Source organism: Granulosicoccus antarcticus IMCC3135, assembly GCF_002215215.1.
Classification (GTDB): Bacteria; Pseudomonadota; Gammaproteobacteria; order Granulosicoccales; family Granulosicoccaceae; genus Granulosicoccus; species Granulosicoccus antarcticus.
Window position 1 is genome coordinate 671,559 of the sequence record NZ_CP018632.1, and the last position, 12,433, is coordinate 683,991.

14 protein-coding genes are annotated in these 12,433 nt (G+C 52.3%); 13 read left to right on the plus strand and 1 reads right to left on the minus strand.

What is annotated here, in order from left to right; all coding sequences use genetic code 11:
• Positions 1–4: 4 nt before the first annotated feature.
• Positions 5–889, minus strand: a complete 885-nt coding sequence (locus tag IMCC3135_RS02975) for a LysR family transcriptional regulator (RefSeq protein ID WP_088916231.1) — start codon at positions 887–889, stop codon at positions 5–7.
• A gap of 106 nt (positions 890–995) precedes the next feature.
• Between IMCC3135_RS02975 and IMCC3135_RS02980 the strand changes: the two genes are divergently transcribed.
• From IMCC3135_RS02980 to IMCC3135_RS03040, 13 genes are all read left to right on the plus strand, one after another.
• Positions 996–1,604: a short chain dehydrogenase gene (locus IMCC3135_RS02980; RefSeq protein ID WP_088916232.1), complete on the plus strand. Its 609-nt coding sequence runs from the start codon at positions 996–998 to the stop codon at positions 1,602–1,604.
• Positions 1,605–1,807: 203 nt separating this feature from the next.
• Positions 1,808–2,503, plus strand: coding sequence for a pyridoxal-phosphate-dependent aminotransferase family protein (locus tag IMCC3135_RS02985; protein ID WP_088916233.1), 696 nt, complete (start codon positions 1,808–1,810; stop codon positions 2,501–2,503).
• A gap of 57 nt (positions 2,504–2,560) precedes the next feature.
• Entirely contained in the window at positions 2,561–3,607 is a 1,047-nt protein-coding gene (locus IMCC3135_RS02990; protein ID WP_236994734.1) for an RNA-guided endonuclease InsQ/TnpB family protein, read from the plus strand.
• Positions 3,607–4,224: a pyridoxal-phosphate-dependent aminotransferase family protein gene (locus IMCC3135_RS02995; protein WP_088916235.1), complete on the plus strand. Its 618-nt coding sequence runs from the start codon at positions 3,607–3,609 to the stop codon at positions 4,222–4,224. Before IMCC3135_RS02990 ends, IMCC3135_RS02995 begins: the two co-directional genes overlap by 1 nt.
• A gap of 222 nt (positions 4,225–4,446) precedes the next feature.
• Entirely contained in the window at positions 4,447–5,094 is a 648-nt protein-coding gene (locus tag IMCC3135_RS03000; protein ID WP_088916236.1) for a DUF1523 family protein, read from the plus strand.
• Positions 5,091–6,350 carry a phosphoribosyltransferase domain-containing protein gene (locus tag IMCC3135_RS03005; RefSeq protein ID WP_088916237.1) on the plus strand — a complete coding sequence of 420 codons (1,260 nt, stop codon included), beginning with the start codon at positions 5,091–5,093 and terminating at the stop codon, positions 6,348–6,350. Before IMCC3135_RS03000 ends, IMCC3135_RS03005 begins: the two co-directional genes overlap by 4 nt.
• Entirely contained in the window at positions 6,347–7,087 is a 741-nt protein-coding gene (locus IMCC3135_RS03010) for an HAD family hydrolase (RefSeq protein WP_088916238.1), read from the plus strand. The genes IMCC3135_RS03005 and IMCC3135_RS03010 overlap by 4 nt, the downstream gene beginning before the upstream one ends.
• Entirely contained in the window at positions 7,087–8,190 is a 1,104-nt protein-coding gene (locus IMCC3135_RS03015) for a cysteine protease StiP domain-containing protein (protein WP_088916239.1), read from the plus strand. Before IMCC3135_RS03010 ends, IMCC3135_RS03015 begins: the two co-directional genes overlap by 1 nt.
• Positions 8,190–9,107: an HpcH/HpaI aldolase/citrate lyase family protein gene (locus tag IMCC3135_RS03020; protein ID WP_088916240.1), complete on the plus strand. Its 918-nt coding sequence runs from the start codon at positions 8,190–8,192 to the stop codon at positions 9,105–9,107. Before IMCC3135_RS03015 ends, IMCC3135_RS03020 begins: the two co-directional genes overlap by 1 nt.
• Positions 9,108–9,620: 513 nt before the next feature.
• Positions 9,621–10,211, plus strand: coding sequence for a TerD family protein (locus IMCC3135_RS03025; RefSeq protein WP_088916241.1), 591 nt, complete (start codon positions 9,621–9,623; stop codon positions 10,209–10,211).
• A 10-nt stretch (positions 10,212–10,221) separates the two neighbouring features.
• Entirely contained in the window at positions 10,222–10,671 is a 450-nt protein-coding gene (locus IMCC3135_RS03030) for a tellurite resistance TerB family protein (RefSeq protein ID WP_088916242.1), read from the plus strand.
• A gap of 71 nt (positions 10,672–10,742) precedes the next feature.
• The gene (locus IMCC3135_RS03035) at positions 10,743–11,696 is read left to right on the plus strand and encodes a calcium/sodium antiporter (protein WP_088916243.1); all 954 of its coding nucleotides are present in this window, start codon (positions 10,743–10,745) and stop codon (positions 11,694–11,696) included.
• 104 nt (positions 11,697–11,800) lie between these two features.
• On the plus strand, positions 11,801–12,379 hold the full coding sequence (locus IMCC3135_RS03040; RefSeq protein WP_088916244.1) for a TerD family protein: 579 nt from the start codon (positions 11,801–11,803) through the stop codon (positions 12,377–12,379).
• Positions 12,380–12,433 lie beyond the last annotated feature (54 nt).

Genomic DNA, 12,433 nt, shown 5'->3' on the forward strand with positions numbered 1-12,433 from the left:
ATTTTCAATCAGCCCTTAAAAAATCGACAACCCAGTTGTGCAATGGATCTTGGTTCGAGCGGGGGTGCCAAGCTGTTATCACCTCAAAACTGACAGGGGATTCCTTCAGCTCAATAGTCGCCAATTTACTGTCAATCAATGCTCTGGATGGCAAAAAGGCAATCGCATCAGTAGTTTCAAGGTAGAGAGGCACGATGGAGAAGCAAGGGGCTGATATCACCACATTTCGTTCTAACCCGAATTGTTCAAACCAGCTATCAATCGAGCCCCGGAAGTTGGGTCTTGAAGGGGAGGCAATTATCTGTGGATGGCGCGCAATGGCTTCCAGGCTTAATTTCTTACCCACAACCGAAGAAGTTTTTGACGCGACACAGACATGATGCTCGGTAAATAAAGTGATACAGGGGTAATTGCTGGGCACAAAGTCTGGAAATGCGACAACCAGATTAACCCGGCCCGCGACCATGGCATCGTTCAAGGTGTCGATATCCAGATCTTGAATGATAATTTTCAACCTGGGGGCCTGTTGCCTGATCTTCGATAGCAAGTCGGGCAGTACGACCTGCTGGGCGTAGTCAGTGGCTGCTATCACATAGGTGCTGTCGATGAGGTGCGGCTCGAAGGAATCTGGAGTCAGCAGCTGCTCAAAATCGTGAAGAATGGCTTCGATTTTTTCGCCCAATTGTTCAGCCATAGGGGTGGGAATCAAGCCATTACTCTTGCGAAGGAATAACCTGTCGTCAAAGATATCTCTCAGCTTTCTCAACTGATCACTCACCGCTTGCTGTGTTAGCCCTACTTGCTGCGCAACACGAGACACATTTTTCTCCCGCAGCAGCGCCTGGAGTATCCGTAACTGTCTGATTTCCAGTCTATCAATCTTGCTCATACTTGTATCTCTAACAAGTGTTATCTGTTTCCAATTGTATCCCTGCGTCACTAACATAGCCACTGTAACGACGAAATGTCATGTTCACTCGCAGAAGGTTGTTGTAATGAAAAAAGTTATTGTTATTGGTGCATCAGGAAAAATCGGACAGGCAGCATTGACGGGACTGGGGCATCATGACGTTGTCACGGCAAGCCGTTCGGGCAATGGCTGCGATTATCAGGTTGATATAAGCGACGAAGCATCCATCAGAAGCCTGTTCAAAGAAGTAGGTTCTTTTGATGCCGTTGTAAATACAGTGGGTGTATGCGAATACGCCGATTTTGTAGATATGACTGAGCAGCAGTGGATGACCACCGTCATGAGCAAGATGATGGGGCAGATAAACCTGGTACGTATCGGCCAGGAATATATTAATGACGGTGGTTCATTTTCCCTCATAAGTGGCATTCTGAGCTCCAAGCCCATTGCGATGGCTATAGCAGACGCAACCACCAGTGGTGCCATTGATACATTTGTAAAATGTGTTGCTTATGAAATGCCCAGAGGCATTCGCATCAACGCGATCAATCCCACGGTTATTGATGAAGCCTGGGATGTTTATGGCGAAATGATGGCAGGTTTCCAGTCTGTGCCGGGTGCTTTGGTGGGTAAGGCGTTTGAAAGATCTGTTGATGGCTTTATTACGGGTGAAGTGATCGTTGTTGATGCTTGAAATTGACTGATAGACAACATTGTCCAGGCACAGCTGTCTGGTGGATCGGCCAGACAGCTGTGCGTCACTGATTTCAGCGTTAAAGATATGTTGGCATCACTGCCGATTGAAACTCGTTACTCAGTGGCGATTGGCATCCGTTGCGAGTTGCCGCGTGCAACTTGCAGGGTTAAGCTAGCGTTTTTTCAAGAACAGCACTGCTCATGTCGTTAGCTTTCGGTCGTGACCATCTGGCTATTCCAGGTCCCTCTGTCATTCCAGATCGGGTGTTGCGTGCCATGCACCGCAGTGCGCCCAACATCTATGCAGGGCCTTTGGTGGATCTCACCGCGGGTTTGTTGAGTGATCTGAAAAAGATTGCCCGCTGTGAAGGGCACGCAGTCTTTTATATAGGTAATGGACATGCTGGTTGGGAGGCAAGTCTGTGTAATACGCTGAGTCGCGGGGACCGGATACTGGCGTTGGTCACCGGTCGTTTTGGTCGAGGCTGGGTGCAAATGGCAAGAGGTCTTGGCATCGAGGTGGAAACGCTTGAGTTCGCTGAGGCCGAACCTGCTGGTCCGACACGTCTTCAGGCAGCTTTGCAAGCCGATACCAAGCATGCCTTCAAGGCGGTGATCACGGTGCAGACAGATACCTCCACCTCATCGACTAATGACATTCCAGCCTTGCGTCAGGCCATCGATGCCGCAGGACATCCGGCCCTGTTCATGGTCGATGCCATCGCCTCATTTGCCTGCGAACCCATGCAGATGCATGACTGGAGTGTGGATGTACTGATCACGGCCAGTCAGAAGGGCATGATGACACCTCCGGGGCTTGCCATCGTCTTCATCCCTTCAATTCCAAGGATACCCCGTCGTTCAGGGCGGGGAGGAATTGGAGTGCTGTATATATAGCCAGTGATTGCTGACCCTTCTGGGTGAATGGGGGCGGAACGGTTATACAATCGAGCTGTGAAATCAACATGCATCAAGGTTCTCAAAGTCAGGGTAAAAGATCGCCACGCGCCGCTTTTGCGCAGCATGGCGACTGAAGTCAATCAGGTATGGAACTACTGCAACGACCTGTCTGATCGTATGATTCGGGAGCGTGGTCGGTGGATGTCCGGATTTGACTTCTCTGCTTACACGGCGGGTGCCTCGAAGCAGTTCGAGCACATTGGCAGCAGTACGATTCAGGAAATTGCCGAACACTACGCCAGCAAACGCTTCTCGGCAAAGCGTCGCAAGCTGAGGTGGCGCAAGAGTTTTGGCGATAAACGCTCGTTGGGATGGGTGCCCTTCAAGGCTCGGGCAGCTCACTGGAAGCACGGGCAGGTCTTCTTTGCAGGTTCTCACTTCAAGGTATGGGACAGCTTCGGTCTTGCCAATTACAAGTTCAGGGCAGGTTGTTTCACTGAGGATGCTCGCGGTCGATGGTATTTTTGCATCTGTGTCTCGGTTGATCGCACGTGTCCCAAGGGGCAAGATAGTATTGGTATCGATCTTGGTCTGAAAACCGTTGCCACCTGCAGCGATGGCACCGTGCTGGAGGGACGTTGGTATCGCCACCTGGAGGGCAAGCTTGCCAAGGCCCAACGGGCAAGACGCAAGCGGCGCACCCGGGCGATTCACGCAAAAATCAGGAATCGCAGAGCAGATGCCCTGCATAAATTCAGCCGCCATCTGGTCAATCGATGCGGCGAGATCTACGTGGGAGATGTCAGTAGCTCGAAGCTGACAAAAACCACGATGGCCAAGTCTGTGCTTGACGCAAGCTGGGCCAGCTTCAAGACAATGCTCGACTACAAGAGCCAGCAGGCCGGTATTGTCTACCGAGAAATCAATGAAGCCTATACCACGCGAGCGTGCTCCGAATGCGGAGGCCTGTGCGGGCCGCAGGGAATAAGAGCTCTTTCGGTAAGAGACTGGCAATGTGTTGAATGTGGTGTTCAGCATGATCGTGACGTTAACGCGGCTCGAAATATTCTCCGTCTCGGCGCAGGACATTGCGCTCCTTAGTGGGAATCCTCTTTCTTCAGGGAGAGGAGGATGTCAACGGTGAGAAGGTCTGGCCACTGCATGATTCGGCGCAGCTGAACACACCCTATTGGGATTGGAAGCCAAGGGCCAATCCATCCGTGTTCCCCGATCACTTTGGTGGCACACCGCCAACGCACCATTTGTTCGGTTTGCGCGAAGCGGTAGATATGTTGCTTGAAGAGGACATGGAGCATGTGTGGCTACGGCATCGCATTCTGGCCACCTGTGTCTGGAAGGCGGTTGATGCCTGGGGTGCCGGTGGTCAGATGCGCTGTCATATTCCCACGCCCGCGTATCGTTCCACCGCGGTTACCGCCATCGATACGGGAGCAGGTGATGCCTTGCGACTGCGTAACTGGTGCGAAAGCAAGATGGGCGTGATTCTGGGGGTCGGGCTAAAACCGACGCCCAGCGCGACGCTGGTAGACAACGGCTTTCGCATAGGCCATATGGGTCATCTGAGCCCCGCCATGTTGTTTGGTACGCTTGGCTGTATCGATGCGGGGCTCAAAGCCCTCGATATAGCGCATGGTTCTGGCGCTCTGGAGGCTGCCAGCGCATGGATTGCCAGCGCCTCTGTACCTGATCAGTGCTAAATCTGTCATCGTACGTTATGTAATTGCACGGCACGTGCACTGCAGTAGCCTGCGGGCAAGGTGAATTTACTCAAGCTAAACAATGGCTTGAAACACGATATTCCCTTGTAGTTCGACAATATGGCTCTACATATGAGCTGGTGGATTCGACATGTTTTGCGGCGCACGCCGAGTACACGGTCAGAATTTGATTCAATAGCAGAAATATAAGAGAAAACCGAGATGAAACGTATACTGACCGTTAGAAATATCCTGATTGCGATCCCCCTGCTTGTTCTGCTGGTAGGCCTTCACTATGCGCTGCCACAGGTTGATGTTGTACGGGCTGTTGGTGTCGAGGTGAAGCGCGTCGATGTCAAGGAATCCGATGCCAGCCAAGGCCGTACGCGCGACGTCTATCAACTCCAGACGGAAACGCCGGATGGGACCCCGAAGGTTTATCGTAATGAGGACAATTTCCTCTACGGCAAGTTTGATTCTGCCGACCTGCAGACACAAATTCAATCATTTGCCGCTGACAAGCAGCTCGTTGCACTGCGCCATTACGGCTGGCGGTTGAAGTTGTTTTCCACCTTCCCGAACGCGATCAAAGTCTGGCCTGTGGAAGAAGGATACCGACATATTCCGGTCTTCAATATCGTCGTTCTGGCAGGTATTGGTTTCCTCATTTTCTTGGTGTACCGACGGGTTAACAGTGCTGTTGACAAATCACGTCAAGCCATCGAGTCAGCACGTGCCGAGCGTGCAGAAAAAGAAGCTGTAGCAGCACGTGAAGCCCAAGAGGCGGCATCACTCAGTCGTGAGGCTGAACGCAAAAAGGACAGTGATGTTGATGCATTCCTGAATTCGGACGGTAACAACAAAGATTGAACCCGCTAAATGATGCGGCTGCAAGTGTGACTGCAAGTGTGGCTGCAGGCGCAGTCAAGACGCCTCGCCGCCATGAGCTGGAAGCTGGTGTTCTGAGCCTTGTGACATCTCAGTCCGAGGCTCAGGATATTTTCAAAATTGCTGAGCGCATCAATCCCAAGCGCGCATTTCTATTTGTTTCCACCCTGCTTGGAAGGCACATTCCGGTTGATCCGGTAGAGCACCGGGCCGCTCTGCAGACACTTGCAGACGGTGTCCAGACACATCTTCTGGATGGCCCGGTCTTCGTTATGGGTTTTGCAGAAACTGCTGTGGGTATCGGAGCGGGTGTCTTTGATTGCCTCAGGATGGGAAATCCTGCGCGTAATATCGGCTACCTGACGACAACACGCTTTCCTGCACGGGGTGCGAGTGAATGGTTCTCGATTGAGGAAGGCCATTCGCATGCGGTGGACCACACCATTCTTGAGCCAGGTCCAGGAGTTGTACAACAGGGAGCTGACGCCACTTTGGTACTCGTCGATGACGAGACTACAACCGGCAAGACGTTCTCGGAATTGGCGGCAGGTCTGTGTGCGCAATCACAGCAGTTCGGGCGGGTAGTGCTGGTCACGCTCACGGATTGGTCCGATGACCAGGCACAGACGGCTGTCGAGGGTATTTTCAAGGGTGCTGATGTTTGCAGTGTGACCTTGCAAAAGGGATCCTGGAGCTGGACGCCGAAAGAGAACTGGACGCCGTCGGCCCTTCCAGGTGGCTGCAAAGCGCACCGTTCGCCCTGGATACCTGACGCTGATCAGACATTTGCAGCGCCTCGTCTGGGTCTGGCCTCTTCAGCAGCAAGACAGTCCGGTGAGGACATCCTGAGCGATCTGCAGCGTAGTGGTCTGCGCTCTACCGGCGCTGGAGATAAAGTGTTGGTGGTGGGCGCCGGCGAACATGTCTGGCAGCCGATGCTGGCAGCAGAAGCTCTGTGCGAGCGTGGTATTCACGCGCGTTTCATTACAACAACACGCTCGCCGATTCTTCAGGGCGACACTATTCGTCAAAAAGTGTCTTTCCCGGATCACTACGGCCAGGGCTTCTGGATGTATATGCATAACGTCACCCCCTCCGATTGGGATCGTATTCTGTTTTTTACCGAAACCGGTGTGGATGGATTACCCGCAGAGCTGATTGACTGGCTGGGTCAGGTCGATGTCATTGACGGATCGGGTGCCGTTACCGTTCTCAAGAGTGCTGTGGGAGCTGCATGATGCGTCCGATTATCTTCAGTGACCTTGACGATACGATCTTTCAGACTGCGCGCAAGATGCCCGATGGCGAGTTGGAGCACGCAACGCTGGCCTCTGAAGCCTTGAACGGTAGTCACTCGTATATGTCGCCTCCGCAGTCCCTGATGATGGATTGGTTGCTGGGATCGACCCGCTTCATTCCGGTGACAGCCCGTTCGACAGAGGCACTTGAGCGTTGCAAGCTGCCCTTCGATGATTATCAGGTCTGCAGTAACGGTGCCGTCATACTCATGCCCGATGGCACTCGGGATCTGGAATGGTTCGAGACCACGAAGGGTCATGCGGATGCCGCCGCAGAGTCTTTGAACGCGCTTCTTTCTTTCGTGCAGAATCAGACAGTGCCTGATCGTTTCAGATGCTGGATTGTCGAGGAGTTTGGCACGGGGTTCTATTTTTGCGTCAAATCGAATGAAGGTGCGGACAGGCTTGATGAGGTTGAAGAGGGCCTTGGCGATATTGCAGGTATCCAGTTTGTTCGTCATCGAAATGACAACAACCTTTCGTTTACACCCGCGGCGATCTCGAAGCGTCATGCCGTCGAATATCTGGCGGCCAAATTGCTTGATGAGGCACGGGTGCCGGTTTTTGGAATGGGCGACAGCCTGACGGATTTACCTTTCATGGCGACATGCGACATGTTGGTCATACCCAGAAACTCACAGATCGATCGAAAAATTCTGCACTCTGAGCGCTTTTGATGTCCCCAGCACTTTCGACCACCATTGCCGGATCCTACAAACCGGAGGATGTTACATTTTTACTCAAGCCGGTGCAGATTGTCCCGACTGACATCGAGACCAAAGAGCGGCTGATTCAAAGCGGCACTGCGCATTATTCCGAGATGATTTCAGAGGAGCGCAGGCCAGACGAGCGCTATCTGAAAATCTTTGAACAGGCTCGCAGCAAAGGCCAGGATCGCATCGCACGAGAGATTTCCGGTCTTGCCCGGCGCATTGCTGAGCGTGTGGCTGAAGGTTCGCTTGATCGGCAGATCACCTTGTGCTCGCTGGTCCGAGCCGGCGTGCCTTATGGGGTTTTGTTGCAGCGTGAGTTGTCAGCCATCGGTGTTGACACCCTGCATTACGGTATATCGATCATCCGTGATCGAGGGCTTGATCGTAATGCGGTGGAATTCATTCTGGGCAAGCGACCCGTGGGTGGGGTTGTCTTTGTTGACGGGTGGACTGGCAAGGGGGCGATTTCAACGGAGCTGGATAAATCCTGGTTAGAGATAACGGGCAGGCAAGCTGCGGAGCTAGTCGTTCTGGCAGACCCTGGTGGGTTTGCAACCCTGTCTGGTTCGCACGAGGACTGGTTGATTCCATCTGGCATTCTGGGGGCTAACGTTTCGGGTCTGATCAGCCGCTCTATCCTGAATGCAGATGTTATCGGTCCTGATGATTTTCACGGATCGGTGTCGGTGGATCATCTGGCTGATATCGATGTGTCGCTGGACTTTGTCGATCGCATAACGCAGCTAATGCCTGAGTACAGGGAAGCGGCTGAACCGCTGGCAGCATCGCAAGACAGGGCCGCGCTGCGCGCCCGGGCGCTTGCTTCGGTGCGTGCCATTGCACAGCTTTACAAGGTTGATAATCTTAATCGAATCAAGCCGGGTATTGCCGAGGCAACGCGGGCTGTCTTGCGTCGAAAACCTCAAAAGGCATTCGTACGCTCGTTTGATGACCCTGATCTTGAAGCCTTGATCCATCTATGTCGCACGGACGGTGTCGATCTGGTAGAAGATGCAGCATTGACCGGACCCTATCGGGCTATTACGTTGATCGAGAAGCTAGCCTGATGCAATTTGATTTTTCATCGTATGCACTGGGTGCTACGCTTTATATGCCCATTGTGCATCATCGCGTGCCTGCCTATTTGCGCGGCGAGCTTGAATTTCCCTCAACCTCCGTTGTACTTTGCCTCGAAGATGCGTTGGCAGAGAACGATGTGGCGCGCGGCATCGTGACGCTGAAGAATCTTTTGCGCACTTGCCCAATCAATTCGAAAACCCGCGTGTTCGTGCGTCCGCGCTCTCTGGAAATGGGATTGCAGCTTGCCGAATTCAGCGGGATCGACAAGATCGAAGGCTTTGTAGCGCCGAAGATCGTGCCTGAGACCGCAGCAGCCTGGATGGATCTGGCACAGTCAGCCAATCTTCGGATCATGCCGACAGTGGAGAGCTCAGAGTTTTTCGATCCGGGTCGTATAACGGCTCTGAGAGAGGCGCTGGATAATTATGACAAGCGCCTGATCGCTGCCATCAGGTTGGGTGGGAATGATTTGCTGGCAGCTATGGCTTTGCGCCGCCAATCTGGCATCACCTCATGGGAAGGCCCGCTGGCGTGGGTGTTGGCGATGGCCTCTTCCATGCTGATTTCGGCGGGATACCCGGTTGCGGCACCCGTGTTCGACATCATCGAGGACATTGAGACGTTAAAACGGGAGGTTGCTCAGGATGTGGCGGCCGGATTCATTTCTAAAACCGCGATCCATCCGGCGCAGATCCCCCACATTCACGATGCCTTTCGAGTTTCTGGCAAAGACATACATCAGGCACAAGCGATTCTGCAGGAAGGGGCTGGTGCGGTCTTTCAGATCGGCGGAATAATGTGTGAGCCTTCTACGCACAGGGCATGGGCAGAAAGAGTGCTTGCCAGATACGAGGTCTTTGGCATGCAGGAAATCGCAGGACGGCGCCTGAGTCTGGAAGGCTGAATAAGCAAGCTGTGTCAGTGATGAATGCTTCAGGTCAGACTCGGAACGAGTAATAAGATGATGCTCAGACTCTCTGAGATGCCTCTTGTCGCTGACACTACTGTGTTGTTCCTCGCATTTTCTATATTGTAATCTATGCTGGCAAGTGTCTTTCTGCAGCTGGTATTCGTCTTGTTGCGGGTGGTGTCAAGTGCGTAGCGCGTCAGCAGTGCGGCTGCAAATCCCTGGTTTTCACAGAGCTATTGCATCGAAAAAAATCTGATTTGTGCCTGACAACCGCATTGATCAGCCAGTTACCAGGGGAATGCCACGAGAGATGGAGCGACTGGCGAGTGTGCGGCCTGCAAGCTTTAATGAAGCTTTTGAAAAATATAGAGAAATGCTGGCCGATCTTCCGGGCTGTGTTGCAGCGCGGGTAAACATACTGAGCGGATATTTCGCCTCTTGTCATCTTGTTTTACGGATACATGCTAACTACCTTGCACTGTCACCTTTCACTATTTGGAGAAAAGAATGAGTATTTCGCTGACCAAGGGACAGACCGTGTCCCTGGAAAAGGACTCTGGCCTTTCGAAGGTTTTCATGGGATGTGGGTGGGATCCTGCACAGCCAAAGAAAAAGGGTTTTCTCAGCGGTCTGTTAGGCGGCGGTGGCGCCGATGAGATCGATCTAGATGCATCGGTTATTGTTTTTGATGCTGCCAAAAAGCAGATCGATCTGATCTGGTTTCAGCAACTGAAAGGCAAAGATGGCTCCATTCAACACAGCGGTGATAACCTGACAGGTGAAGGCGAGGGTGATGATGAGAAAATTCATGTTGATCTCAAGGCACTGAGCTCTGAGGCGAAGTATCTCGTCTTTACTGTCAACAGTTTTCGTGGTCAGACTTTTGATGAAGTGGACAATGCCTTCGCTCGTCTGGTTGATCAGGACAAGAACACCGAGATCTGCCGCTATACACTGAATGAGAAGGGCAAGCACACCGGTGTGGTCATGGCATCGATGGAAAAAACATCGTCGGGTTGGCAGCTGACTGCCCATGGCACTCCGACAAACGGTCGCACCGCAGAAGATCTTGCCGGTGCCGCATTAGCTGTAATTTAAGGAGAACATTATGCTCAACTGGTTAAAACAAAACGCTGAACAAGCGCGCTCGAAATTAACGGCTGAAGCCTCCAAGTTCAAGAACAAAGGCTTCATGGAAGCCGTTGTGAACGGCTGTGCTCTGGTCGCTGCAGCGGATGGCAATATTGATGCCTCCGAGAAGCAGAAGATGGCAGGCTTCATTGAGCGGGCCGATGAGCTGCAGCACTTTGAAATGCGTCAGGTCATTGAAGTTTTTCAAAAGGCCGCTGGCGATTTCGAGTTTGATCACGGAATCGGCAAGGCATCTGCGCTGAAGGTTATCGGCAAGATCAAAGGCAATGAAGAGCAGGCTCGACTGCTGGTACGCGTTGTTTGCGCTATCGGTGCGGCTGATGGTGATTTTGATGCACAAGAGAAAGCGATGGTTTCTGAAATTGTGCGTGAACTTGGTCTGAATGCTGCCGACTTTGATCTATAGATCTCTAACGTAAATCAGAGCACCGGGGTAGGTCGTCAGACTTACCCATTTTATCCAGGCAGGGAATATTAATGCACGAACTTGGTACTTATCAGCTGATTGTCATCGCAATCGGCGCTATTGCTTTTGGTGTTTACCTGCTTGTTAAGGGGGGTGACTGGACCGTTGATAATGCGGTTGTAGTTGCCGAAAGATCTGGTCTATCCAAGCACTTCATTGCTGCGACTGTCGTGGCTTTTGGTACTTCAGCGCCAGAGCTCTTTACGTCTATCAACGCCAACCTTTCGGGTTATCCCGGAATCTCGGTTGGTAATGTCATCGGTTCCAATATTGCCAACGTCCTGATGGTCATTGGTGTGGCGGCCATTTTGGCGCCTATCGTTATCAAACGCGCTGATGTGCGTGTGGATACGTTTGTGATGCTCGGGGCGACGGTGGCAATGGTTGTCGCCATCTTGTATGGCCTTCTGCCACGTTGGGGAGGCTTTGCGATGATCATCGCTATCGGCTTGTATGTTTTGTATCAGTACAAAGCCGCAAAGCTTGATGTCGATGAGAGTGAGGAGCACGAAGCAGGTGCTGTCAGCCCTGGTCTGATGTTGCTTCTCGGGATCGTTACGCTTCTGGTTGGCTCTGAACTTCTTGTTCAAGGCGCTGTAGCAGGTGGTGTGGCACTTGGTGTGCCTGAGGCAGTCATTGGCATGACCATGATCGCCTTCGGAACCTCTTTGCCAGAGCTGACTGCCAGTGTGGCCGCTGCTCGCAAGGGCCATTCGGAGATGATCATAGGCGGCATAATCGGATCGAATATTTTCAACATCCTGTCGGTCATGGCGTTCTCGGCGATCGCAAAACCACTGGTCATCGATAGTCGCTTTGCCTCCTTTGATATGATCGTGGTGGTGGCAGTGACCCTTCTCTTTGCAGCCTTTCTATTGTTTGCTGGAAGGATAGGGCGACTGGCTGGTGCGTTGATGAGCTTCGGCTATCTGGCGTTCTTTGGTGTTCAGTACTTCATGTCGTGATAGCGTGAAGGCAGCATCATTGATCTGTTCCATTATTATAAATTTACAACGTCCGTACACACCGTGCGGGTATTAACAACAAGCTTCATTGAGAGGAAATACAAATGGCTGTAACACTTCAGAAAGGCGGAAACGTATCCCTGAGCAAAGAAGCTCCAGGCCTGACTAAAGTCACCGTCGGTCTCGGTTGGGATCCTCGCGTCACAGATGGAACCGAGTTTGACCTCGATGCGTCTGTGTTTGTTTGCGGTGAAGATGGCAAGGTTCTGTCCGACAAGCATTTCGTTTTCTACAATAATGCCAAGAGCCCGGATGGCTCCGTTGAGCACACGGGTGACAACAAGACCGGTGAAGGCGACGGTGATGATGAGCAGGTGAAGATTGACCTCAGTGCTGTTCCAGCCGAAGTCAAGAAACTGGTTTTCGCCGTGACTATCCATGATGCCTCACAGCGCAGTCAGAACTTTGGTCAGGTGGCCAATGCCTTTATGCGTGTTATCAATCAGGATGGCGAAAAGGAACTGGCACGCTACGACCTGTCTGAAGATTATTCCGTTGAAACGGCAATGATCTTTGGTGAAGTCTATCGTCATAACGATGATTGGAAATTCAAGGCGATCGGTGCAGGCTTTGAAGGCGGCCTTGGACCATTGGCCTCTTCACACGGTGTGAACCTGGGATAAGTTTGTCCTCGTGGGACGCGGGTTGATGAAGGCCCGCGGCCCCCATTTTTATTG